Annotated in this window: 21 protein-coding genes, 1 riboswitch and 3 other annotated features; of the genes, 7 read left to right on the plus strand and 14 right to left on the minus strand. The window is 34.3% G+C overall.

Features of this window, described 5'->3' with window-relative positions:
- Position 1 precedes the first annotated feature (1 nt).
- Positions 2 to 2,503: a heavy metal translocating P-type ATPase gene (locus CQ058_RS01505; RefSeq protein WP_002141707.1), complete on the plus strand. Its 2,502-nt coding sequence runs from the start codon at positions 2 to 4 to the stop codon at positions 2,501 to 2,503.
- A gap of 166 nt (positions 2,504 to 2,669) precedes the next feature.
- On the opposite strand, the gene CQ058_RS01510 is transcribed toward CQ058_RS01505, so the two are convergent.
- Complete coding sequence (locus tag CQ058_RS01510) at positions 2,670 to 3,128, minus strand: DUF7003 family protein (RefSeq protein WP_372362670.1); 459 nt, start codon at positions 3,126 to 3,128, stop codon at positions 2,670 to 2,672.
- Between the two features lie 191 nt (positions 3,129 to 3,319).
- Here CQ058_RS01510 and CQ058_RS01515 point away from each other — a divergent pair, with 191 nt between their 5' ends.
- Positions 3,320 to 4,057 carry a ZIP family metal transporter gene (locus tag CQ058_RS01515; protein WP_002141706.1) on the plus strand — a complete coding sequence of 246 codons (738 nt, stop codon included), beginning with the start codon at positions 3,320 to 3,322 and terminating at the stop codon, positions 4,055 to 4,057.
- A gap of 81 nt (positions 4,058 to 4,138) precedes the next feature.
- The gene (locus CQ058_RS01520) at positions 4,139 to 5,839 is read left to right on the plus strand and encodes a pyruvate oxidase (RefSeq protein ID WP_105589399.1); all 1,701 of its coding nucleotides are present in this window, start codon (positions 4,139 to 4,141) and stop codon (positions 5,837 to 5,839) included.
- A 45-nt stretch (positions 5,840 to 5,884) separates the two neighbouring features.
- On the opposite strand, the gene CQ058_RS01525 is transcribed toward CQ058_RS01520, so the two are convergent.
- The 5 genes from CQ058_RS01525 to CQ058_RS01545 all read right to left on the minus strand — a co-directional run bounded on the left by CQ058_RS01525 (position 5,885) and on the right by CQ058_RS01545 (position 11,909).
- Positions 5,885 to 6,886, minus strand: a complete 1,002-nt coding sequence (locus CQ058_RS01525; RefSeq protein WP_002141703.1) for an ABC transporter permease subunit — start codon at positions 6,884 to 6,886, stop codon at positions 5,885 to 5,887.
- 1 nt (position 6,887) lies between these two features.
- Entirely contained in the window at positions 6,888 to 7,754 is an 867-nt protein-coding gene (locus CQ058_RS01530) for an ABC transporter permease subunit (protein ID WP_002141702.1), read from the minus strand.
- A gap of 224 nt (positions 7,755 to 7,978) precedes the next feature.
- Complete coding sequence (locus tag CQ058_RS01535; RefSeq protein WP_105589433.1) at positions 7,979 to 9,010, minus strand: alpha/beta hydrolase; 1,032 nt, start codon at positions 9,008 to 9,010, stop codon at positions 7,979 to 7,981.
- Positions 9,011 to 9,244: 234 nt separating this feature from the next.
- The gene (locus CQ058_RS01540; protein ID WP_002141700.1) at positions 9,245 to 11,128 is read right to left on the minus strand and encodes an ABC transporter permease; all 1,884 of its coding nucleotides are present in this window, start codon (positions 11,126 to 11,128) and stop codon (positions 9,245 to 9,247) included.
- A gap of 13 nt (positions 11,129 to 11,141) precedes the next feature.
- Positions 11,142 to 11,909: an ABC transporter ATP-binding protein gene (locus CQ058_RS01545; protein WP_002189549.1), complete on the minus strand. Its 768-nt coding sequence runs from the start codon at positions 11,907 to 11,909 to the stop codon at positions 11,142 to 11,144.
- A gap of 389 nt (positions 11,910 to 12,298) precedes the next feature.
- On the opposite strand from CQ058_RS01545, the gene CQ058_RS01550 reads away from it, so the two are divergent.
- The gene (locus tag CQ058_RS01550) at positions 12,299 to 12,781 is read left to right on the plus strand and encodes a DUF2975 domain-containing protein (protein WP_002127302.1); all 483 of its coding nucleotides are present in this window, start codon (positions 12,299 to 12,301) and stop codon (positions 12,779 to 12,781) included.
- Between the two features lie 10 nt (positions 12,782 to 12,791).
- Positions 12,792 to 13,010, plus strand: a complete 219-nt coding sequence (locus tag CQ058_RS01555; RefSeq protein WP_002127301.1) for a helix-turn-helix domain-containing protein — start codon at positions 12,792 to 12,794, stop codon at positions 13,008 to 13,010.
- Positions 13,011 to 13,175: 165 nt separating this feature from the next.
- Here CQ058_RS01555 and thrS read toward each other — a convergent pair whose 3' ends face one another.
- The 4 genes from thrS to CQ058_RS01580 all read right to left on the minus strand — a co-directional run bounded on the left by thrS (position 13,176) and on the right by CQ058_RS01580 (position 18,252).
- A complete protein-coding gene (gene thrS / locus CQ058_RS01560; RefSeq protein ID WP_002192923.1) occupies positions 13,176 to 15,095 on the minus strand; it encodes a threonine--tRNA ligase in 1,920 nt (639 codons plus the stop codon).
- Between the two features lie 44 nt (positions 15,096 to 15,139).
- Positions 15,140 to 15,362: a binding site (T-box leader), on the minus strand.
- A 37-nt stretch (positions 15,363 to 15,399) separates the two neighbouring features.
- Positions 15,400 to 15,623, minus strand: a binding site (T-box leader).
- 37 nt (positions 15,624 to 15,660) lie between these two features.
- Positions 15,661 to 15,884: a binding site (T-box leader), on the minus strand.
- A 121-nt stretch (positions 15,885 to 16,005) separates the two neighbouring features.
- On the minus strand, positions 16,006 to 16,713 hold the full coding sequence (locus tag CQ058_RS01565; protein ID WP_002141694.1) for a pseudouridine synthase: 708 nt from the start codon (positions 16,711 to 16,713) through the stop codon (positions 16,006 to 16,008).
- 444 nt (positions 16,714 to 17,157) lie between these two features.
- Entirely contained in the window at positions 17,158 to 17,523 is a 366-nt protein-coding gene (locus CQ058_RS01575; protein WP_002031902.1) for a VOC family protein, read from the minus strand.
- 99 nt (positions 17,524 to 17,622) lie between these two features.
- A complete protein-coding gene (locus CQ058_RS01580) occupies positions 17,623 to 18,252 on the minus strand; it encodes a DUF4937 domain-containing protein (RefSeq protein WP_002141692.1) in 630 nt (209 codons plus the stop codon).
- Between the two features lie 428 nt (positions 18,253 to 18,680).
- Positions 18,681 to 18,800: riboswitch (glycine riboswitch) on the plus strand.
- 107 nt (positions 18,801 to 18,907) lie between these two features.
- On the opposite strand from CQ058_RS01580, the gene CQ058_RS01585 reads away from it, so the two are divergent.
- Complete coding sequence (locus tag CQ058_RS01585; protein WP_002189544.1) at positions 18,908 to 20,275, plus strand: alanine/glycine:cation symporter family protein; 1,368 nt, start codon at positions 18,908 to 18,910, stop codon at positions 20,273 to 20,275.
- A gap of 48 nt (positions 20,276 to 20,323) precedes the next feature.
- On the opposite strand, the gene CQ058_RS01590 is transcribed toward CQ058_RS01585, so the two are convergent.
- Complete coding sequence (locus CQ058_RS01590; protein ID WP_002189543.1) at positions 20,324 to 20,854, minus strand: DinB family protein; 531 nt, start codon at positions 20,852 to 20,854, stop codon at positions 20,324 to 20,326.
- 14 nt (positions 20,855 to 20,868) lie between these two features.
- A complete protein-coding gene (locus CQ058_RS01595) occupies positions 20,869 to 21,636 on the minus strand; it encodes a DUF3891 family protein (RefSeq protein WP_002085720.1) in 768 nt (255 codons plus the stop codon).
- Between the two features lie 204 nt (positions 21,637 to 21,840).
- On the opposite strand from CQ058_RS01595, the gene CQ058_RS01600 reads away from it, so the two are divergent.
- Positions 21,841 to 22,113 carry an HU family DNA-binding protein gene (locus CQ058_RS01600; RefSeq protein ID WP_002012780.1) on the plus strand — a complete coding sequence of 91 codons (273 nt, stop codon included), beginning with the start codon at positions 21,841 to 21,843 and terminating at the stop codon, positions 22,111 to 22,113.
- A 50-nt stretch (positions 22,114 to 22,163) separates the two neighbouring features.
- Here the strand turns inward: CQ058_RS01600 and CQ058_RS01605 are convergent, their stop codons facing one another.
- Positions 22,164 to 22,706: a hypothetical protein gene (locus tag CQ058_RS01605; protein WP_002141688.1), complete on the minus strand. Its 543-nt coding sequence runs from the start codon at positions 22,704 to 22,706 to the stop codon at positions 22,164 to 22,166.
- A 36-nt stretch (positions 22,707 to 22,742) separates the two neighbouring features.
- Positions 22,743 to 23,492 (minus strand): 4'-phosphopantetheinyl transferase Sfp, encoded by a 750-nt coding sequence (sfp, locus tag CQ058_RS01610; protein WP_002141687.1) that lies wholly within the window; start codon positions 23,490 to 23,492, stop codon positions 22,743 to 22,745.
- Positions 23,493 to 23,539: the final 47 nt, after the last annotated feature.

A 23,539-nucleotide genomic window follows, 5' to 3' on the forward strand; every position in this document is an offset into this window, starting at 1 on the left:
TATGACAGATAAAAAGGAGAGCGAAAAACAAACAAATTGCTGTGAAAATTCTTCCATAGCATCCACAAAAGAAGAATTAGCAACGGAAACTGCATCTTGTTGCTCTTCCAAAAAAGAGATTCCTATTGTGCCAATTGTTAAAAACACTTCTTGTTGTAATGGTGAAACCAAAACTGAAAAAGAAAAAACTACAAAAGAAACATCGTCATGTTGCTCTTCTAAAACAGAGATTCCAATTATCCCTATTACTAAGGAAACCTCTTGCTGCAGTAGTAACAACAATTCTATTAAAACTGAAACTTGTTGTTCAGCTGAATTAGCCCTACAAAAAGAATCAATGACATCAAAATCTTCTTGCTGTAGTGATAGCTCATGTGAAGATCCATCACCTCTTCTTAATACTCAGAAAATATCAGGAGATGGCGTACAAACTTATCTTGTAGAAGGTATGGATTGCGGTGCATGCGCTTTAACAATCGAAAAGCATCTACACAACGTTTCTGGCGTAGAGGAAGTTCGAGTAAACTTCGCTACTGGAAAAATGCATATTCGTCATGACCGAAATGTGGATGACATTATAAAAGAAGTATCTAACGCAGGCTTTGAAGCCACTTTAGCTGGAGCTCGTAGAGGATCAACACCTGTTTCAAAATCAAAAAATACAACTTTGATTCTCTCAGGATTATTTTTAGCTTTAGGATTTGGAGGAAACTTTACAAACATATCCCCTCTTCTTATTACACTTCTCTATGCGGTGAGCATTGGTATTAGTGGTTATAAACCTGCTAAAAGTGCCTTTTATGCAATTAGAAGTAAATCACTCGATATGAACGTTCTCATGATATCAGCCGCTATTGGTGCTGCATTAATTGGTCAATGGCTAGAAGGCGCAACAGTTGTTTGGCTATTTGCATTAGGGGCAACGCTACAAAATAAATCTATTGAACGCACAAGAGAATCTATTCGTGGATTAATTGATTTAGCCCCATCAGAAGCTTGGGTAAAAATTGGAACTGAACTTATAAAAAAATCTGTTGATGATATTGCAGTGAATACAACGATTGTTGTAAAGCCAGGTGAAAAAATCCCATTAGACGGCACAGTTATAGGAGGTACTTCTACTGTAAACCAAGCGCCAATAACTGGTGAATCTATCCCAATCGATAAACAAATTGGCGATTCCGTATATGCAGGAACAATCAATGAAGAAGGTTCGATTGAGATTACAGTAACTAAACTTGTTGAGGATACTACATTATCTCGAATTATTCATCTTGTAGAGGAAGCACAGGAAAATAAAGCACCGACAGAAGCATTTGTAGATCGTTTCGCAAAAATCTATACACCTATCGTTTTTGTATTAGCAATTGGTGTCATGATTATCCCACCCCTTCTTGGTATGGGCGAATGGATGGAATGGATTTATAAAGGTTTAGAACTTCTTGTTGTTGCGTGTCCTTGCGCTTTAGTTATCTCAACTCCTGTTGCTATTGTATCTGCAATTGGAAATGCAGCAAGAAACGGTGTACTCATTAAAGGTGGTACAGCTTTAGAAATTGCAGGTTCTTTAAATGCTATTGCGTTTGATAAAACAGGAACATTGACTGAAGGAAAACCAAAAGTAATGCATGTACGAAGCGTAGATTGTACTGAAGATGAGTTATTATCCATCGCAGCAACAATTGAAGAATACTCTAATCATCCCATTGCAAAAGCCATTACAGCATATGCGAAAGAACACCAAACTTCTATTCAAAGTGGAACCGACTTGCGCGCCATTGTAGGAAAAGGTGCGCAAGTCACGATAGATGGCGAAACATACTACGCTGGAAATAAAGTATTATATGAAGATTTTGGAGTTTCGCTTCAAATGTGGAACGAACCAATTCAGGAAATGCAAAGAATTGGTCAAACCGTGATACTTGTCGGAACGAACAAAGTCATTTTAGGTATGATTTCAGTAGCAGATTCCATTCGTTCTACTACTTATGGAACAATTCAAGAATTAAAACGATCAGGTATTCAGGAAACTATTATGTTAACAGGAGACAATGAAGGAACAGCTGAACATATTGCACAGAAAGCAAAAATAGATCGTTATTTTGCTAACTTACTTCCAGAAGATAAAGTTCATTCTGTCAAACAACTTCAATCTGAAGGAAAAACAGTGGCTATGATTGGGGACGGCATAAATGATGCCCCTGCCCTCGCTACTGCAAACCTAGGGATTGCAATGGGCGGTGCAGGAACTGATACCGCAATGGAAACGGCAGATATTGTATTAATGGCAGATAATCTTGAAAAACTTCCTTATACAATGAAACTAAGTCGGAAAGCATTGCACATCATAAAACAAAATATTTGGTTCTCATTGATTATTAAATTTATCGCCCTTGCCTTTATCTTCCCAGGTTGGCTCACTCTTTGGATGGCTGTCCTAAGTGATACAGGCGCTGCACTTATTGTAATCCTTAACAGTATGCGTTTATTACGGAACAAATAATAAGATAAGAAGCTACTGAGTAGCTCCTTATCTTATATACAAATTGAATTAGGATGTAGAAATGTTATCATTTAGTGGGCGTTTACAAAAATAAGCGTTACTGCGAGAACAGCTGAGTTACTATGAACCTATGCCAACACACTCTATCTTTTCCTCATCTTCTGATTTAAAGGTCATCCTCTTCTTGTTTTTCAAAATCACTCCATGTCCAATTGGTCCAATCATTATTTACTTTCCCTACAGTTATCAAATTCACATTATTTAATTCAATCGCTTTAGCTAAAATTTGAAAGAATATGCTCTCACTCGGTTTTTGATCATCACTAATATTAGGATGTTCCCATTCTTCTGTTTGATAAAATAGATTTGGTTTAAATTCTGCATTGATTTCATCTAATATGTCCGAGGGCTGTATCCAGAATTTCTCCTTATATATAGAAGTTAAAAAACGAATAAGTTTGGTAGGATGAAATGAATCTGTTTCAATTCCTAAACGCTTATACTCTTCTACCATTGGTGTTAAAGTAATATGTTCTCCTTTCAAAAGTAGCTCCATATGAAAAGGATCTACAAGGAAACAATCTTCATCATCGTACCAATACTCTTCATTTACCAGCGTTAAGATTTCATCGAAACATGAAAAGAATCCTTTTTGTTTGCAATCTTATTCCCCATTTCACATCTTCTGTTAAATTCGATATATAGATTATAACGAATTGATAGATTTTTCTCCATAATCAAACACTATCATTTGGACTAATCTGCCTCGCCTGTTAGTAAGCTAAAAACAAGGGTATAGAATCGGAGTGTGATAATATGGAACGTTTATGGATTCCAATAATCGTTACGTTTTTTTCGTTCGGCGGATTACTATTAGGAGGTGCTGTTGGAGTAGCAACACGCCAACTAATTGAAGAAAAGATGCATCGCTTATACGCATTATGTGGTGGGATTTTGCTTGGGCTTTTATCACTTGAAATTATTCCTGAAACATTTTCAAGCTATGAAATAATTGGGCCTATGCTCGGTATAGCTATCGGTATTTTAGTTATGAGCTTATTAGATAACTATTGTCATCATCCGATTATACATAAGAAAGATCAACAAGCATGGCAAACCTTCCTTTTTCTTTCTTTTGCTATATTCATTCATAATATGCCGAGTGGGTTTGCGTTAGGTACAGCGTTTATAAATCATAATGACTCTGCCATTCCTTTCTTACTTGCGCTTGTCATTCACCATATTCCAGAAGGATTAGCTTTAATTATTCCATTTCTTTTTACAAAACATAAATATATTTCATTTTTATTAACAACTTTATTACTTTCTCTCATCCTAGGGACCGGTACTGTTTTTGGCATTTTGATGGACGGGAAAGCTCTCCATTTACAAGGACTTATTATGGGAAGCGCAATTGGTTCTCTTGGCTATGTCACAATTCACGAAATGCTTTGGAAAGCAAAGAAACAGCTCTCTTTCCTTACATTTCTCATGTGGGCAACTAGTGGTTTTTTACTAATAACAGTGTTTACTTTATTCGCTGGTCATCATTAAAGCGAAAAAATTTATTATTTGTATATTTTTCCTTTTTCTCCAAAACATAATGTTATCTACCTATTATAAGGAGGAACGATTATGTTTGGAAAAACAGCCGGTGAAGCATTAGTGGATCTTTTAATTGACTGGGGTGTAGAACACATATATGGTATGCCTGGAGATTCCATTAATTCTATTATTGAAGCTTTAAGAAAAAAACAAGATAAAATTAAATTTATTCAAGTTCGCCATGAAGAAGCTGGTGCGTTAGCAGCGGCAGCCTATGCGAAATTAACAGGAAAACTTGGTGTTTGTATGGCTATTGCAGGACCTGGAGCGATTCATTTATTAAATGGTTTATACGATGCAAAACTCGATCAAGCTCCTGTACTAGCAATTTCAGGACAAGTAGAAAGCGATTTACTCGGAACGGATTTTTTCCAAGAAGTAAACTTAGAAAGAATGTTTGATGACGTTGCGGTTTATAACCAACGAATAATGTCAGCTGAACAGTTACCTGCTGTAGTGAATCAAGCGATTCGAATGGCATATACGAAAAAAGGTGTCTCTGTTCTTACAATTCCAGATGATGTTCCGAAATTTGAAATAAAAAATGGTGCACGTATTACAAACTCTTCCTTTACATTACCAGAAATATTTCCGCGAGAAGAAGATTTAGCTGTAGCGAAACTCGCACTTAATGAAGCGAAAAAACCTGTTATTTTAGCCGGGAAAGGAGCTAAACATGCGAGAGAGTCTTTACTTGCATTTGCAGAACATATCGGTGCTCCAATCGTACTTACATTACCAGCTAAAGGGATTGTTCCTGATGAACACCCTCTTTGTATCGGTGGATTAGGATTAATCGGGACGAAACCTTCTTATGAAGCAATGAAGCATGCAGATACTTTAATTATGGTTGGTACTTCTTATCCGTTCACTGGTTTCTTACCCGAAAAAGCAAAAACACTTCATATTGATACAGACCCCGCACAAATTGGGAAACGTTATACGACAGATATCGGCTTAGCTGGTGATGCTGATAAAACATTAAAATGGTTAATTGAAAATGTAGAAAAACACGAGGACCATTCCTTCTTAGAGCATCATCAAGAAATGATGAAAAAGTGGGAAGAAAAATTACACAATCAAGAAGAAGATTCTTCGACTCCAATTAAACCACAGCGAGTTATGCACGCTCTGCAACAAGTAGCAGAAGATGACGCAATTCTTTCGGTCGATGTTGGAAATGTAACAGTATGGACAGCAAGGCACTTCCGCATGACAAACCAGCAATTTATCATTTCTAGTTGGCTTGCAACACTTGGCTGCGGTTTACCTGGTGCACTCGCTGGACAAATTGCTTTCCCGGATAAACAAGTGTTTGCAGTTTGTGGTGACGGCGGATTCGGAATGACAATGAATGACTTCGTAACAGCTGTTAAATATAAACTGCCAATCGTTGTCGTTGTATTAAACAATAATAAAATTGCTATGATTAAATTTGAACAAGAAGTTATGGGAAATATTGAATTTGGTACAGACTTAACGAATCCTGATTTCGCAAAATATGCTGAGGCGTGCGGTGGTATTGGATACCGTGTAGAACAGTTAGATGACTTACTTCCCGCCTTTGAAAATGCAGTAAAACAAAGTAAACCATGCATTATTGATGTAGTTGTAGATGTAAATGAAGCACCAATGCCAGCAAAAATCACATTTGGTCAAGCAGCCGGTTATACGAAACATATGATAAAAGAATTATTTGAAGAAGGTAAGATTGATTTACCACCACTTTAAAGAAAAAAAGATAGCTGAAAACAATTTGTCTTCAGCTATCTTTTTTTATTTTTGCACCTCACTATGAAATGAAAAATCATTCATGGTAGGCTGTATTTGTTTCTCTACTTTCACTTCTTCCTTCTTCCGATTCGCTCTTCTAACATTCCCTAGCTTAATCGCATCTTGCATACTATTACTAACTAGATTTCCCGCTAAAATTGTCATGCTATAAAAAGCAATTGGTATAAGTACAATCCATGTATGTGTGGTTAAATGACGGAAGTTTTGACCAATTAGGCCAGTCCATTCTTTTGTTACACTATCTGCTTCTGTACCAAAAATTATTGTTCCGCCAAAAAATAATTCTAACAAACCAAGATGCAAGAGGAGTAATAAAGTACTTACAAATTGCTGGGCTACTAATAAAAGAAATGATGGTAACATATGCGGCCATACATGGCGTTTCAACCTCTGCCACTTACTTCCGCCGAGCACAGTGGCCGCCAACATAAATTCTTCTTTCTTAATACGCTTGACTTCTTGCGCTACATACAACATAACTGTCGGTACTGCAAGACATGCAAGAACTATAATTTGAAACGCAACTCGCAAATGAAACGGAGCAGCTGCCTCTCCACTGTCGAACATTAAAACTCCCCTTAATATAAAATAGGAAATCATAACCATTGGTACAATGCTGAATGGGTCAAAAAAGGACGAAATAATTGGAAAAGAACGCCGACTATACATACCGAGAAGTAAGCCTATGCCCCCTCCAATAATTACTCGTAAAATCGCTATAATTAAACTCGCACCAACCGTCCATTTCGCTCCCTCTATTATTAGTTGAAAAAGATCGCGGCCTTTCGCATCACTTCCGAACCAAAATTTACTCGATGGTGAAAATGGAGCAACCTCTAATTCTCCTTTTGCGTTATACATCATCGTTAGTTCACGAATATTCCCATCGAAAAACAACGTATTACCAATACTAACAATCATAAGGACACTTAAAAAGGTTACACCAAACCAAAACCTTACATCTTTTTTAACAACTTGCCACATATTACGCACGCTCCTTTATAACATTTTGCAAAAGCGTATGTAATAAACGAAACAAGATAAAAATCGGTACATATAATATAATTAAACTTACTGTGAAAATTTCTATGTTCGAATGTTCTTTTACAAATACAAACATTCCATATGTGTTAAAAATCCATTCAATAATATATAAATTGGATAGCATAAATAAAATATTTGTTTTCGCATAATAAACTGTCGTCAATAAAACATTTCTTGAAATATGATGTGTCAAAATATGCCGTAAGCTTAACCCTTTACTCTTGGCAAACATACTATAATCTTTCTCTAATTCTTCTCTGAACCTTAATAACAAAAGTTTAATAAACAATAACGTTGTTGGTATTGTAAGACATATAATCGGTAACAAACGTACTCTTTCTTCCCCTAATCCAGCCAGTTTGATTGGCATAAACCCTGTTTTTTGAAAAATAATTACGACAAGAAGTTGCGATAATAAAATAAGTAAAATATCTGGTATGCTCTCAAGGGTAAGAAAAATCCCATTCCATATTCTTTGTTTCATATGAGTTCGCTGCAGTACAAAAACAACAAGTACATACGCTATACATAAAGAAAGTAAAAATGCTGAAAGAAATACTATCATCGTTTCAATATAATGGATCCAAATTTGCGGAAATAATTTTCTCGGCGCTTGAAAACCATATGTAATTTCAGTTGGGTGAAGTACTTTCTCACCAACATATATAATTGCATTCCAAAAACCGATTAAATCAATTTGTAATCCCTTAAATAACCGAGGGAGCGCACCTAGACAGATTATACATAAGATTGCAGCAAATAATTGTAAACAAGTAACCCCACACCACTTACCAATTCGAATGAACATAACTATTACCCCTTCTATTTAAATGAATATTCAGAAACTAAAACTATGTATAGTACCTATATCTTTTAATAAAATAACTCCTCTCTCGACAAAACATATCGATTCTCGTCATTTCTCTGAAGTTGTATTATATCTTTCGACTATTATCCAACATTTTCCTTCTTGATCGATTATATACTATAAAAAAGCACTTATTTTTAAAATAAGTGCTTTTTTATTTAATTTCATTTTACGAATGTATCACACAACCACTCATAAAACTTTTCCTTCTCTTCAAATTGAGGGTAATGTGCTGAGTTTTCAAAAGCTATAAATTCTTTTTGATTCGCTTCAATCCTATCAAAATACTGTTTAGCTGCATGAAATGAAGTATTATAGTCATATTTACCCATAAGAAAATAAAGCGGTAACTTCAGTTTAGTTACTTTAGTAGGTAATGGATTCTTTAAATCTTTTTCTAATAAAACTGTTTGAGAATAGGATAATCCATAGTTATAACGAATTACGTCAAACAAGTTATATTCATTACTGAATAACATCCCTATGTTATCACCATCTGGATTTTCAATAAGTCTTGAAGTTCCACCATATTTCGCAACATAATTTCGCGGGGTATATGTATCGCCATTTTTAATTTGTTCAGTTAACCCTTTTAAATGTGAAACCTCATCCGCATTCCCAGCATTTTGTGCCTGTTCAATAACGTAGTTTAAACTATCCATCTCACTTTCTACTGTATCGCTCATCTGTCCAATGCCAATATATGCTTCATATTTTTCAGGAGCTTTGTTGGCAGCCTGTATTCCAATATATGTACCATAAGAATGGCCTATTAAAATTACTTTTTCTTTGCCTAGACGTTTTGAAACGTAATCCGTCATAGCTAATAAATCCTCCACGAGTAGATCTGATGAAAGGTTAGAATAGTCTTCAAAGAAATGATACGATTTTCCACTTGCTCTTTGATCGTAATTGACAACCGTGAATTTCTCTTCCAATAAGTCTTGGTATTTTTGAGCATATGGTATTTCCGAAGAACCTGGTCCACCATGAACAAAGATAATAACTGGATTACTCTTATCTTTGCCTCGTATCATAATTTCATGACCAGTTCCATTTATCTCTACTTGTTCTAATGTACTTATACTGTTTTTGACCTTTATTTGTGAGGTCCATGTAGGAAATACCAACGCCATAATTATTAATAGTATAATAGTGACTGCAATACGTTTTACTATTTTTTTTATCTTCTTCATAAAACGTTTCCTTTCTTTTAAATTTATAAGAATATCAATATACATCAATTGCACTTTCCAATTTCATCTTGATTTTTTGTACATTCTTAATATCCCATACACTTCTTAACTTTCCGCTATATAAACCCTTAATATTTTCTTAATTTTCAATACATTAATCATAGGAAGGCTTGGTCACAATGTATTACAAATAAAAAGAGTCCTTGTTTTCAAAACAAGGACTCTTTTCTTAAACTATTTCGCTACTTCCTCTTTCGGCATTACCATACCTTTATAAAGTTGGACAGTAATCCAATAATAAATGAAATAAATTACTATGAAGATTCCTATTGGCATCCACACTTTTACAAACGGGTCAACTAATATAAAGCTGAATAAGTTAAGCCCTACTAACACGTGGGAAATTCCAATAATTGCTGGGAATATAAATAAATATGAGATTTCTTTATATATACTTTTTGTTAACATACTACGTCTCACACCGATTTTTCGTAGCATTTCATAACGGCGTACATCACGAGAAGCTCCTGTTAATATTTTGAACATAAGAGAACTTGCCATCATTGCTAAAAACGCAATTCCAAGGAAAAATCCCATAAACATTGTTCCGCTCATGAAACTGTTCATAAACTGATAAATTGTCATTTTCGTATATAATTCTACTTTTGTATCTGTTGTTTTTTCAATTTGTTCTTTTTGCCTCTTATCAATTTCTGTCAATAACGGTTTATATTTTTTCATATCATCTACTTTTGCTAATGTTACAGTATGTTCTGTTCCTTGAATTCCTTTGTAATGCTCTTCATCTGCAATTCTTACCGGTTTTCCGTTAAATTGATTATGTGTAATTTGTATCTCTCTTACAACCGCATCTTCCCAATCTTTTGGCATACGAGGAAGCTTATTCGCTACTTCAGGAGCTTCCAAAGCAGAATAGACAGGTTCAGTTAAAGGTGTAGCCACACGTTTACGAGCAGGTTCTTTTAAAGTCTTTGTATCAAAATGATCTGAAATAAGTGGTGGTTTTTCAGTTAAGTCGTTACGTAAATAATAAACCGCTTCTCCATCTACTTTATACTTATACTTGCTTTCTTCAACAATTTCCATTTCTTTTAATGCCGCTTTATCTTGTTCATTTGGATCATGAATTACGACATCATATACACGTGAGAAGTCTGTCATAATGCCTACATTCTTTTGAAACGCCATACCTGCTGTCATTGCACCTGCACCTAATGCAATTAACATCGCTACAGTGCCTAGTACCCTCGATAAACTAGTTACTCGAAAACGTAACTGTGCATAAGTAAAACTATTTAATCCCGTTTCATTTCGTTTTTTATTTCCCTTAATTTTTATTACAAAAAGTGGGAGCAACGAGCTAAAAATGAAATACGTTCCTACTGTCGTAACAATTGTCGCTATTATAAATCCTAGTTCAGCAAACATTTTTATATTCACCATAAAATAGTATCCTGTACTTACTAGCAATACACCTAGTACTGTCATAATAACAGTGCGAGTCTTACTTTTCTTCACCTCATCTTGCGTTTCATCTTCACGTATTAACTCTAATTCTGTTTTACGTAATAATCGGAAACTATTCATTAAACCAGTAATGAAAAATAATATTAAGAAGAAAATAGATGTAACTAATATAGCTGGTGTGTACACAGATGCGTAATTACCTTTTGCTGAAATTTCCATTCCATTCATTAAAAAATTTCCTGCTACACTAGCAAGTACTATTCCTACTAAAATACCGATAATAATACTGACAATCCCCATACCAAAAGTCTCAATAAATAATAATTGCGCTACTTTTTTCTTTTTCGCTCCAAGCATCATGTACATACCGAGTTCTTTTCTTCTTAATGTAAGTAAAAAAGAATTGGCATATATGATGTAAAAAACTGTAATGAAAGAAAGCAATATTGCACCAACCCAAAAGACGAGCCTAATACTACTAATGAGACTATTATCTTTTGTAAATTCACTATTCATCGCCATCGTTTGGAACATGTAAAAAATACTAATACTAATGACTAGACCAATAAGTAAAACCATATAATCCTTTAACATTTTTTTCATACTATGACGTGATAATTTGAATAACATAGTCTCGCCCCCCTTACTTCGACTCAGTTGCTGAGCCCATTTGGGCAAGCACACCTAAAATATCTTGATAGAAATTTTCTCGTGTTCCTTGACGTTTTAACTCTTTATAAAGAAGTCCATCCTGTATAAATAAAATACGTTCACAATAGCTCGCACTAAATGCATCGTGTGTTACCATCAAAATACTTACATTGTGATTTTCATGTAAATCTTGCATCGCTTCTAATAAACTTTTTGCATTTTTACTATCAAGTGCTCCTGTCGGTTCATCTGCTAATACGATTGCCGGATTATGTACTAAAGCTCGTGCTGCCGCTGTTCTTTGTTTTTGTCCACCAGAAACAGCAGTCGGATATTTTGTTAAAATTTCAGTAATCCCTAATTTCGTCGCAACCCCATTTACTTTTCCAGTAATCTCACTTGACGGTACGCCTTGCAGGGAAAGTGGTAAAGCGATATTTTCATAAATTGATAAATTTTCTAGTAGATTAAAGTCTTGAAAAATAAATCCTAGTTTTTGAGAACGAAAATCTGATAATGCATTCCCCTTCATAGAAGTAATATTTGTGTCAGCTATTGTTACACTACCACCTGTCGCTTGATCAAGTGTACTAATCACATTTAATAATGTCGTTTTACCAGATCCAGAAGGACCCATAATCCCTACAAACTCTCCTTCTTTAATACTTAATGAAACACCCCTTAATGCTTTTGACTGATTCTCATTTCTTTTCCCATACGTTTTTTCTACACCTTCTACAGTAACTACATTTGTTGACATCTCTTTCACTCCATCCCTTTTGTATAGTATAAATTTCCCATATATTTCTTATATTTTTCTCATAAAAATTCTTAAGAATTTTTAAATTTTCCAAATGCAGATTGAGATACATAAGAAATACAAACGATTTCTCTGCTTAATATTCTCACTTTTCTAAAATCCTTTCATTCGATTTCCCTTACATTTACCTTACATTTTTGTAAGGTTAAAAAAAACAAACCACTTCATAAGAGCATTTCTTTGGAATGAGAAATGCTTTTTATTGTTATCAAAATTTAAAAGATATTTCAATAAAAATAATAACACAATAAAAAACAATACATTTTTATTGCAAAACGATAAATCGCATGATAAAATCATGTTGTTATTACATAAGTGAGGTGCTTTTTATGAAACAAGTTACGACACTCTTTTTAAAGCTAGCTATTATTTTTATAGGATTCCCAGTTCTTGCATTGTGCATATTTTTGGTGCCTAAGATTGGGAATTTCGCTGGAGAATTGTATCCAGATATTGCTTATATGAAATCTCTCGTTTTAATCGATATGTACGCGGCAGCGATACCTTTTTACTTTGCTCTGTATCAAGCTTTTAAACTTTTAAGCTATATTGATAAGAACCAAGCGTTCTCGGAATTATCGGTAAAGGCTTTAAAGAATATAAAATACTGTGCCATCACGATCAGTACCTTGTACTTGCTAGGTATGCCACTCTACTATCTCATGGCGAAAAAAATTGATCCTCCAAGTTTCATACCAATCGGATTGACCATCATTTTCGCCTCTATGGTGATTGCCGTTTTTGCTGCTGTTCTCCAAAGGCTTTTACAAGAAGCTATTAATATAAAATCAGAAAATGATTTAACGGTCTGAGGTGGAGAATATGACAATTATTATTAATATTGATGTGATGTTAGCAAAACGAAAAATGAGCGTAACGGAGCTTTCGGAGAGGGTTGGGATTACGATGGCGAATCTTTCCATTCTGAAAAATGGGAAAGCAAAAGCGGTTCGTTTTTCAACATTGGAAGCGATATGTAAGACTTTAGATTGTCAACCGGGTGATATTTTGGAGTACAAAAGCGACGAATACACTCAATAAAAACAAATAACAACTTTCTTCAACCAATGGGATTAGATTGTGAAATTAAGATGAAGGGATAGCAATTAAGCTATCCCTTCTCTGCGTTTATTATTGTTATTTAATATATCTTTAATTACTTTAACTTCAGTATTACATATTAATGGTGTGTTTTATTATCAATCTCTATTTCCTATTTTTAATTTCCTCTTTCATACTTTCCACAAACGCATCTAGTTCAACAACTTCTGACTTCTCTTCACCATATTTCCGTACATTTACAGCTTCGCTTTCCATTTCCTTATCCCCAATAACAAGAACATACGGAACTTTTTGCATTTGCGCTTCTCTAATTTTATATCCTAACTTTTCATCTCGTATATCTCGTTCGACACGAATTCCGGCTTGTGCTAATTTATCTGCAATCCTATTTACATATTGTTCATGCACTGCATTTGAAACTGGAATTACTTTCACTTGAACTGGTGCCACCCATGCTGGGAACGCGCCTCCAAAGTGCTCAATTAATATTGCTAAAAAACGGTCTAAAGATCCTAAAACTGCTCGGTGAATGACAACTGGTCTTCTTTTTTCATTATTTTCATCTATATAATTTAAATCAAATTTTTCTGGCATTTGGAAATCAAGTTGGACTGTTCCGCACTGATGACTTCTATTTAAAGCATCTTTAATATGGAAATCAATTTTCGGACCGTAGAATGCACCGTCACCTTCATTTAATCTATATTTATAATTTAATGACTGTAATACATTTTCTAATGCCAATTCTGCTTGCTCCCATAATTTATCATCACCCATTGAATCTTCTGGACGAATAGAAAGCTCTACTTCATACTCGAAACCAAAAGTTTTATACACATAGTCAATTTGCGCCAACACTGATTTGATTTCATCTTCAATTTGTTCTGGTGTTACAAATAAATGAGCATCATCTTGGCAGAAAGTACGAACTCTTAATAATCCGTTTAAAGCGCCACTAAATTCATGTCGATGCACTTGACCGAACTCACACATACGAATCGGTAATTCCCGATAAGAATGTAATTTATTTTTAAACATAAGCATATGGCCTGGGCAATTCATCGGTTTTAACGCAAAACTTTTATGATCTACTTCTGAGAAATACATATTGTCTTTGTAATGTCCCCAGTGTCCTGACTTCTCCCATAATTCTTGATTCATCATAAATGGAGTACGCACTTCTTGATAATTGTACTCATTTTGAATTCCTCTTAAAAATGCTTCTAATTCATTGCGAATAATCTGTCCTTTTGGCAAGTAAAAAGGCATTCCCGGAGCCTCTTCCGAAAACATAAACAATTCAAGTTCACTACCTAATTTCCGATGATTTCTCTTTGCGGCCTCCTCAACAAAATGTAAATACTCTTCTAATTTTTGTTGAGAAGAGAAAGCAACACCATATATACGCTGAAGCACTTGATTGTTACTATCACCTCGCCAATATGCACCAGAAACATGAGTTAATTGAAATGCTTTCAAATAACCAGTAGATGGCAAATGTGGTCCTCTACATAAATCTACAAATTCACCTTGTTTATACAGTGTTACACTTTCTCCATTAGGAATTGCTTCTAAAAGCTCTAATTTCAAACTATCATTCATTTCTTGAAACAATTCTTTTGCTTCTTCTCGAGAAACCTCAACTCGCTCTATCTTTACATTTTCATTTATAATATTTTTCATTTCTTTTTCTATTTTCGGTAAATCTTCTACGTTTACACTACTTGGAAGATCCATGTCATAATAAAATCCATTTTCAATGACTGGCCCTACACCAAGGTTTACATCACCATAAATTCTTTTTACAGCTTGCGCTAATATATGTGCCGCAGAGTGTCTTGCAATTTTTACCCCTTCATCTGAATCCATAGTAATGATTTCAACTTTCGCACTTTCTTCAATGTTTCGTCGTAAATCAAAAGACTGATCATTAACTTTTCCTGCGACTGCTTTCTTTTTCAAGCTACTACTAATTGCCCCAGCAATTTCTTCTAAAGTAATGCCTTTCACAAATTCTTTAACGCTACCATCTGGAAATTTAATTTCGATCATCTGTTCTTTCATTTTTCATCTCTCCATTTCATAATAAAAAGCACACTCATCCCTAAAATAGGGACGAGTGTGCTTTTACCCGTGGTTCCACCCAGATTCCCATCGCAAATATACAATGGCTTCTTTTACGGTAACGTCGTTTACACGGCACTAGATACTTGATTTCCCCAGTGCAGCTCTAAGGTGGTAAGTTATTTTACTGCGTTAGGAAGTTCTCAGCTTTTCTTCCTTCTCTGTATAACCGTTTAAAATAACTCGTGTCCTTTTCTTCGCTTATTATGAAATTAAATATAAAAAAGCATATTCATCCCTAGTAAATAGGGACGAATATGCTTATATTCGTGGTTCCACCCAGATTCCCATCACAAAAAACATAATGGCTTCTTTTGCGATAACGTCGCTTACACGGCACTAGATACTTGATTTCCCCAGTGCAGCTCTAAGGTGGTAAGTTATTTTACTGCGTTAGGAAGTTCTCAGCTTTTCTTCCTTCTCTGTATAACCGTTTAAAATAACTCGTGTCCTTTTCTTCGCTTATTATGAAATTAAATATAAAAAAGCATATTCATCCCTAGTAAATAGGGACGAATATGCTTATATTCGTGGTTCCACCCAGATTCCCATCACAAAAAACATAATGGCTTCTTTTGCGATAACGTCGCTTACACGGCACTAGATACTTGATTTCCCCAGTGCAGCTCTAAGGTGGTAAGTTATTTTACTGCGTTAGGAAGTTCTCAGCTTTCCTTCCTTCTCTGTATAACCGTTTAAAATAACTCGTGTCCTTTTCTTTGCTTTTGTAACAAATACATTTATTGTTATTTAATATATCCTATTCATTTTATTTTTACAAGTGTTAAAAATATATCTTTTATTCAAAAAAAAGAAACCAAAAACATTTTTTGGTCTCCCCTTCTCTTTTTTACCAATCTTGTGGTTCGTAATTTAAGTCTGAAAATAGGCGTTTTTTCTCTTTTTTCGATAAATCTCTCCACTGTCCGACTGGTAAATTATTCAACTCAATATTCATAATTCTCGTACGTTTTAACGTGTATACTTGATAACCCAAAGCTTCACACATACGGCGAATTTGACGATTTAGCCCCTGTGTTAAAATAATTTCAAACTCATATTTTGATAACTGTGTTACTTCACAAGGAAGTGTTTTTGTATCTAAAATTTTAACACCTGCTGCCATTTTTTCTAAAAACTCCGGTGTAATCGGCTTATCTACTGAAACGATATATTCTTTCTCATGTTTGTTTTCAGCACGTAAAATCTCATTAACGATATCGCCATCATTCGTTAACAAAATTAAACCGTCTGAGTCTTTGTCGAGACGTCCGATGTGATTAATTCGTAAAGGATGATTCACTAAATCGATAATGTTACCTTTTACGGCTTTTTCACTTGTACATGTAATACCTACTGGTTTATTTAAAGCGATATACACATGGTCTCGAGCAATACGAAGTTGCTCTCCATTTACTCGTACGTCATCACCTGGATTTACTTGGTCACCAATTTTTGCAACCTTACCGTTAATAATTACTTTTCTCTCGTTAATTAACTTATCTGCTCCACGTCGAGACGCTTTTCCAGCTTCACTAATAAATTTATTGATACGCAAGTTAGGCACATCCTTTTCATAAAAAATTTCAAGCTCACACTGCTTCTACCGTACAATACAAAAGGGTAAGCCTCCTATTATAACTTAAATATATTAACATGAAAGGGTATATGACGTCTTCACTTAATTACATGTTTACAAGAAAATAAGTGGTCCTCTTTTCCTTTTCACCTCAAACTGTTTAGCAGTCAATAGATTAACCCTTGAATATAACATCATTTATTTACTTTTTTCATAGATAATATACCGATATAAGTTTGATTAATCATGCCTAAATAACTCACAATATGTGAAAAACAAAAAAGAACCCTTTTGAAAATAATCAAAATGGATCCTTCTTCAACTAAACGAATACTAGTTTTTATACAAAAGTGTTCAATAATTATAATCTTTGATAGAAAACATCGTTCAACAAACAAAATAATCTCGAACTCCCCTAATTTTTTACGCTTCACTATTTTCTTCACATACTCCAAAAAGAAGCCCTTGATTATCTATACAATAAGCAAAGTAACCCATATTAGGAATAGCAGTTTTAGGTACAACTACTTGTCCACCATTTTCAATAACTTTATTTATGTACTCATCAACTGAAGGTACTTCAATCGAATTAGTTGTCCTAGTAGCACCATCAGGTGATTTCATTAATCCACCATCGATACCAGGTCTATCACTCTCACCTGTAATTATGAACCAATAGTCATGTGGCCCAGGCATTTTTTCAAACTTCCATCCAAAACTATTTGTATAAAATTGAATAGCTTCTTCAGGGTTTGGGACTTGCAATTCAAATCTTAAAACTCTACTCATTTAAATATCTCCCCTCTTATTCTTGTACAAAGTAATTATACAAGAACTAATGTTCTGTATCAAATTTTTCGAAACTAGCTACTTTAATAAGTTCTAACTTTATTTAGAAGCGGCAACAGACCATTCTTCCTTCCGAATAACTCTCTTCCCATTTATATTTTCAACATACTCATTTACATTTGCTAACTGATATAACTCTGGGAAAATTTCTTTCATATAGAGTTCATGTGCTATTTCATCTTGCCAATACGTTAATACTATGTAACGATTTTCAGTCTTTAAAGACTTCCCAACAACTCCACCTAACATTCCTTTTGCATTTTCCATTCCTTTATTCCAAATTGTTTCTTGCGTATGTAAAAAATCCTTTTCTTTTCCTTCTTTCACATCGCAAATTGCAACTCTTACAAATGACCCTTGTGCAGTTACGTCTTTCAAAGGAGTTTCTGTTATATCATACAACGTTTGAAACATTTCAATATTACAGGAAGTATATGTGCCTTCTTGATTACTATTTAAAAAAATTGTATCATGAGCATCATTCATGAATGATTGATATGCATTTCTATCTTCCCATAAAGTATATACACATGCTTCCCCTTCATTCCACCCACCAAATTGTCCATAGAATCCGTCTAAATACTGTAAAACACGCCATTTTTCTTGCGCATCAGAAAACAATTGCCTTTTCTCTTCTTCCACCTTGCAAAATATTGTTTTTAATAGCATTTCTAATCCCCCTTATGATAAGATCCATTTCCCTCTTGTAACAATTTGTTTACATAATAAAATTATGTAAACAAATTGTATCTGCTGTTATACTCCATACACAAATAACCATTTTTAGTTACTCTAAATCTATCAAACCACCAAATTGATTTTATTTCAAATAATTCGGAATTTAAAGGGAGTGTAATCCTAGATTACATCTCACTATTAACTCATTTACTATTTCAAAATAAAAAATGATTGCATTTCACTAATTGTATATCTATAATGTTTTTATTGATTCTATACATAATCAATGCGTTTACGTTTTTAATTTTATAATTCGGATGAACCATTCAGGAGAAGGTCTATTGATCTACCGACGGGGCAAAAGGTTGCTGAACCAACTTTGAAACTCTCAGGTCTTGTTTACAAGTAGAACTGCATGGGGACGAATCTCTGGAGAGACTCCCTCTCGCTTAATATAGCGCGGAGGAAAACGAGCACCGAAGGAGCAAATCCGCTAATCTAGCGGATAATCTCTCAGGTAAAAGGACAGAGACAAGCGAAAGAAAATGCCGATTTGTATCGGTTTATTTTTCTATCCCTTGTTTCTCCAGAGACCATTTCATTTCCTTGAAGTGGTTTTTATTTTTTCTAAAAAAGGAGAATACAGATGGAGACAGTAAGTAAAGTATTAGAACAAATTAATCAGTATGTGTGGGGGTTACCAACTTTGTTGCTACTCGTTGGAACTGGTATCATTCTCACAGTGCGCTTAAAAGGTTTACAGTTTAGTAAACTAATATACGCTCACAAGCTAGCTTTTAAAAAATCGGAGGATACATCATCTTCTGGAGATATTAGTCACTTCCAAGCACTGATGACAGCTATGGCTGCAACGATTGGTATGGGAAATATAGCAGGTGTCGCAACTGCTGTGACAATCGGTGGACCCGGCGCAATCTTTTGGATGTGGATTACTGCTTTATTTGGAATGGCAACAAAGTATGCCGAAGCAATCCTTGCGGTGAAATACCGTGTTAGTAATGAAAATGGTGAATACTCCGGTGGACCAATGTATTATTTAGAACGTGGTTTAGGAAAAAAATGGCTGGCTGTTTTATTCGCTATATTCGGCACAGCTGCTTCTTTCGGTATCGGTAATATGGTTCAATCTAATTCAGTTGCAGAGGCAATGCGAATCAATTTTGCTTTCCCTCCTGCATTAACTGGTATACTCATGTCATTCTTAATCGCCATCGTTATTTTGGGCGGTGTAAAAAAGATTGGTAGAGTTACTGGATATATCGTTCCTATTAAAGCATTCTTTTATATAATCGCTGGCCTTATTATTATTTTCTATCACTTTGATCAAATTCCAGAAGCATTTTCACTTATTTTTTCTGGTGCATTTCAAGGTACTGCAGCTGCTGGTGGTTTTATCGGAGCAACAGTTGCATCTGCAATTCAAATCGGAATGGCACGTGGTGTATTTGCTAACGAGGCTGGTTTAGGAAGTGCTCCTATTGCTGCGGCTGCTGCCAAAACAGATTCACCTGCAAAACAAGCTTTAGTTTCTATGACTGGTACTTTTCTAGATACATTTATTGTATGTACAATTACTGGGCTAGTATTAATTACTACAGGCGCATGGAAATCAGGTAAAACTGGTGTTGAGGCTACAACATTAGCATTCCAATCCGTATTTGGTACTGCTGGTAGTATGATTCTCGGTATCGCCATTATATTATTCGCCTACTCTACTATTTTAGGTTGGTCGTATTACGGAGAGAAGTGTGTTGCTTATTTATTCGGGCAAGGTGCTGTACGATATTATAAAGCAATCTTTATCGTTATGATTGCAATAGGTGCTAATTTAAAGCTAGGTGTCGTATGGACATTTGCCGATATTGCAAATGGACTTATGGCGATTCCAAACTTAATTGGTCTAATCGGATTAAGTGGTATTGTTGTCGCTGAAACGAATCGCTTTTTACAAGCAGAGAAATTGAAAGAAAGCAATAAAAAACAGGCAAGTTAATCACTAAAAAAGGAATGGCTCATTTATAATAAGCCATTCCTTTTTTCTCTATTTCAATTCCTTTCCCTCCTGAACCATATGTAAATAAAGTACAAAATCCATCATTGTAGATGAATAACCAAGTTGACGGATCATTGCTGTTATATTCCCTCTATGATATGTACCATGATTTACGACGTGTTGCACTAACTCTAAAATGGAAGTGTCTAATGCACCTGCATATGGGTTCTCAATAACAAATACAGTATTTACGTCTTGTATTCTACTTAAAAATTCTTTATATTGATTTGCCATGTTTTCAAACATTTTTTCTAATTCATGTAACGATTTAGTTTCGATTTGTTTTCGTAATTTTTCTCGGTCTTGTATTACTTCATTCATACTTTTACCATGCAATATGTGTAACCACACTTGATCTGTAATATAAATATGTACAAAAGTATCCTTAATTGATGGGAATACACTCTGTATCTGTTCATTAAAAATTGTCTCATAGTTTGGTAACTCTTTTAGTCGGTTGAATAATCGTGTATTAGCCCAAGCATGGTAATCAAACTGTTTTAACATGTAATCTTTCAATCTAAATCTCCTCCTTATTGTATGAAACGAATGTTTTGCTTCTTCATTTCCGATTCTCTATCAGCTTTTACAATCCCTTTTTCTTTAACTTCATGTTTATTTATAGTTTTATATTTTACATATGTATAAAATTCCGTTTTAAATGGAAACGATGTAATTTGAATTGTTTCTTCATCCACCCATTCAGCTTGAATAGGCTTCTCCCCCTTACTATTAAACATTTCTGTTCCTTCAAAACCCTCTTTAAATAAATCAATTTCATCTTTCTTTTTTACACCAGGTTTATTCATACATACATATAAAGAAAGTTCATCACAAAACTTTAATAATCTATAATGTTTATCAAACATCGCATATTGTTCTTTTGTTAACGTTTTCAAAATTCTTTTTTGTCGTTCCAATTCATTTTTATAAAAAGACATCATCTCTTCATCTTCCTCATTTAATGAAAATGATAAAAAGTGCTTACTACAAAGTAGCGCCCCGTATGGATTTGACTCTTCAATTGCATTCAAACCAATCGTATAAAAAACAAAGCGTAATGAACTTGGACAATCCATAAATGTATATGGAATATTTTTAGTATCATTCAAAATTGGTACTTTATCAAGCTCTATCCATCCTCTATCATGCTCATATATAGCATCAATTGTCTCTTTTAAGTATATTTTATCTTCAAAAAAATCTTCTATTATATGTCTTGCAATTTCACCAGCTAAAAAACCATGATCATGTTGACGAATTAATATACTTTCTTTCTCATTCTTTTCACGAAAAATCATCCGTATATTCCCCCTCATCCTCATATTACAGCTTGTTGTATGCATCAATTCTTAATTAATCCCTAAATATTAGCAGGGATTCAGTTTCTTTCAACGAAATTAACATAAATATACAGCATTCTTTCTAATCACAAAGTTAGCTTTATCTTTACTAACCATTATACTAAAACATTCATTCTAAAAAATTTTTTATGAGGTGAAAACATGAACAAAACAGAATTAGTTAAAAATGTAGCACAATCAGCTGATATTTCTCAAAAAGATGCTTCTGCAGCTGTACAATCCGTATTTGACACAATTGCTAATGCATTACAATCTGGCGATAAAGTGCAACTAATCGGCTTTGGAACTTTTGAAGTGCGTGAAAGATCTGCTCGTACAGGGCGTAATCCGCAAACTGGAGAAGAAATTCAGATTGCTGCTGGTAAAGTTCCAGCATTTAAAGCAGGAAAAGAATTAAAAGAAGCTGTTAAATAAACAAGAAACCAGCCATTTTATAGGCTGGTTTCTTGTTTATTGTTTAGTTCTTATTTAAGCAGTTCCTTTATATTCTCTGCATGATACACTTCACAAATATAAAATACACATTTGCAGTTACTTACAATTTGATATTTTCTAGTTGGATAAACATTCGCCGCAACAGAACATCCATCAAACAATTCGATAATATTTCCAGATGGCTGATATCCTTCATATAATACATTTCTTCTTACTTCCATCTTTTCTATAAGGTTTTCAACAGGAATATTTCCACTCTCTAATTCACTCTTTATTGTATCCGGTAAAAACGAAGTGTCTGCAAAAATTAGATTTTCAGATAACACCTTACCTTTATAACTAACATTAGATACGCGATAAAGAAATGTTCCGTTTTTATCAAAGAAATTCTGTGCTTCTTTCGGAATGTATTGTCTATCGAGCGCTTCCTGTTCAAGTACATCAAATTGAACTGTATCTTTTACAAGTTTTTCTAAAGCTAGAATAGATGACGTATTTCTAGAAAACAACATATCTTTAATTGCCTGTACATTATAAGTTAATTCAGTTTTTCTATTTTCCGCTACTAACATGAGGAACACCTCTTCTATAAGAAATTTTATTAAAAATTAACGATGATTTAATAGCAATCCCGCGTCTAACTGCATAATTTCAGTTACTTCTTTACTAAATATTGCAATGGAAGCCATATAATCTAAACTAGGTCTTACATCTTCCATCATTGTATTTTCTGCTAACTCTTGTCTATCTTTAAAAATCAACAATTTTGGAGGGTCATTTGGAGCTGATACTGTAATTTCTACTGGTGGGATCAATAGTCCTTCACCTGTCGCTTTCAGCACTGCTTCTTTTCGAGTCCAATATGTTAAAAACCCTTCTAGTCGCTGCTCATCAGGTAACTTCATAACTTGTGCTATTTCAATGTCTGTTAATACGCCCTCTGCCATTTTCATAACATCTACATTTGGATTCATTTGCTCAACATCAACACCAACAGGTGCAGATTTAGTAAATGCAACAACAACCCACTCACCCGAATGTGAGACTGATATTTGCGGCATACCTTCTGGTAACTGTGGTCTGCCATGTTGTAATTTACATACTGGGCACATTCGATCAATTGGCACTTGGACTGGCGACATAGAAAGTACCTTTCCAAGTACTAATCTACTAATTACACACCCTATTATAAAACGCGCACGGTCTGCCGAATGATGATATGAATTTGCTTTCTCTCGCTCTACATCATTTAGTAAATTGTAATGCCATGATTGTAAATCTGAAATTCTTGCCCACCATATTTGACAACTATTCTCATTAAGAGTTGGTACAGAATCTACAACTTTACTCTCTATCATGTAAACTCTCTCCTTTTAAATGCCAATATTACTTTATTTCAAAAGAG

It is taken from the genome of Bacillus sp. MYb56, from assembly GCF_002976445.1.
GTDB lineage: Bacteria > Bacillota > Bacilli > Bacillales > Bacillaceae_G > Bacillus_A > Bacillus_A mycoides.

What these genes read in the sequence shown, in the direction of transcription:
- CQ058_RS01545 (WP_002189549.1), bottom strand. Translation starts at nt 11,909, where the DNA reads ATGTCAACAAATGTAGTTACTGTAGAAGGTGTAGAAAAAACGTATGGG.
- CQ058_RS01530 (WP_002141702.1), bottom strand. Translation starts at nt 7,754, where the DNA reads ATGTTCATTCGAATTGGTAAGTGGTGTGGGGTTACTTGTTTACAATTA.
- CQ058_RS01585 (WP_002189544.1), top strand. Translation starts at nt 18,908, where the DNA reads ATGGAGACAGTAAGTAAAGTATTAGAACAAATTAATCAGTATGTGTGG.
- CQ058_RS01505 (WP_002141707.1), top strand. Translation starts at nt 2, where the DNA reads ATGACAGATAAAAAGGAGAGCGAAAAACAAACAAATTGCTGTGAAAAT.
- CQ058_RS01520 (WP_105589399.1), top strand. Translation starts at nt 4,139, where the DNA reads ATGTTTGGAAAAACAGCCGGTGAAGCATTAGTGGATCTTTTAATTGAC.
- CQ058_RS01535 (WP_105589433.1), bottom strand. Translation starts at nt 9,010, where the DNA reads ATGAAGAAGATAAAAAAAATAGTAAAACGTATTGCAGTCACTATTATA.
- CQ058_RS01515 (WP_002141706.1), top strand. Translation starts at nt 3,320, where the DNA reads ATGGAACGTTTATGGATTCCAATAATCGTTACGTTTTTTTCGTTCGGC.
- CQ058_RS01580 (WP_002141692.1), bottom strand. Translation starts at nt 18,252, where the DNA reads ATGCTATTAAAAACAATATTTTGCAAGGTGGAAGAAGAGAAAAGGCAA.
- CQ058_RS01605 (WP_002141688.1), bottom strand. Translation starts at nt 22,706, where the DNA reads ATGTTAGTAGCGGAAAATAGAAAAACTGAATTAACTTATAATGTACAG.
- CQ058_RS01550 (WP_002127302.1), top strand. Translation starts at nt 12,299, where the DNA reads ATGAAACAAGTTACGACACTCTTTTTAAAGCTAGCTATTATTTTTATA.
- CQ058_RS01540 (WP_002141700.1), bottom strand. Translation starts at nt 11,128, where the DNA reads ATGTTATTCAAATTATCACGTCATAGTATGAAAAAAATGTTAAAGGAT.
- sfp (WP_002141687.1), bottom strand. Translation starts at nt 23,492, where the DNA reads ATGATAGAGAGTAAAGTTGTAGATTCTGTACCAACTCTTAATGAGAAT.
- CQ058_RS01525 (WP_002141703.1), bottom strand. Translation starts at nt 6,886, where the DNA reads ATGTGGCAAGTTGTTAAAAAAGATGTAAGGTTTTGGTTTGGTGTAACC.
- CQ058_RS01575 (WP_002031902.1), bottom strand. Translation starts at nt 17,523, where the DNA reads ATGAGTAGAGTTTTAAGATTTGAATTGCAAGTCCCAAACCCTGAAGAA.
- thrS (WP_002192923.1), bottom strand. Translation starts at nt 15,095, where the DNA reads ATGAAAGAACAGATGATCGAAATTAAATTTCCAGATGGTAGCGTTAAA.
- CQ058_RS01600 (WP_002012780.1), top strand. Translation starts at nt 21,841, where the DNA reads ATGAACAAAACAGAATTAGTTAAAAATGTAGCACAATCAGCTGATATT.
- CQ058_RS01595 (WP_002085720.1), bottom strand. Translation starts at nt 21,636, where the DNA reads ATGATTTTTCGTGAAAAGAATGAGAAAGAAAGTATATTAATTCGTCAA.
- CQ058_RS01555 (WP_002127301.1), top strand. Translation starts at nt 12,792, where the DNA reads ATGACAATTATTATTAATATTGATGTGATGTTAGCAAAACGAAAAATG.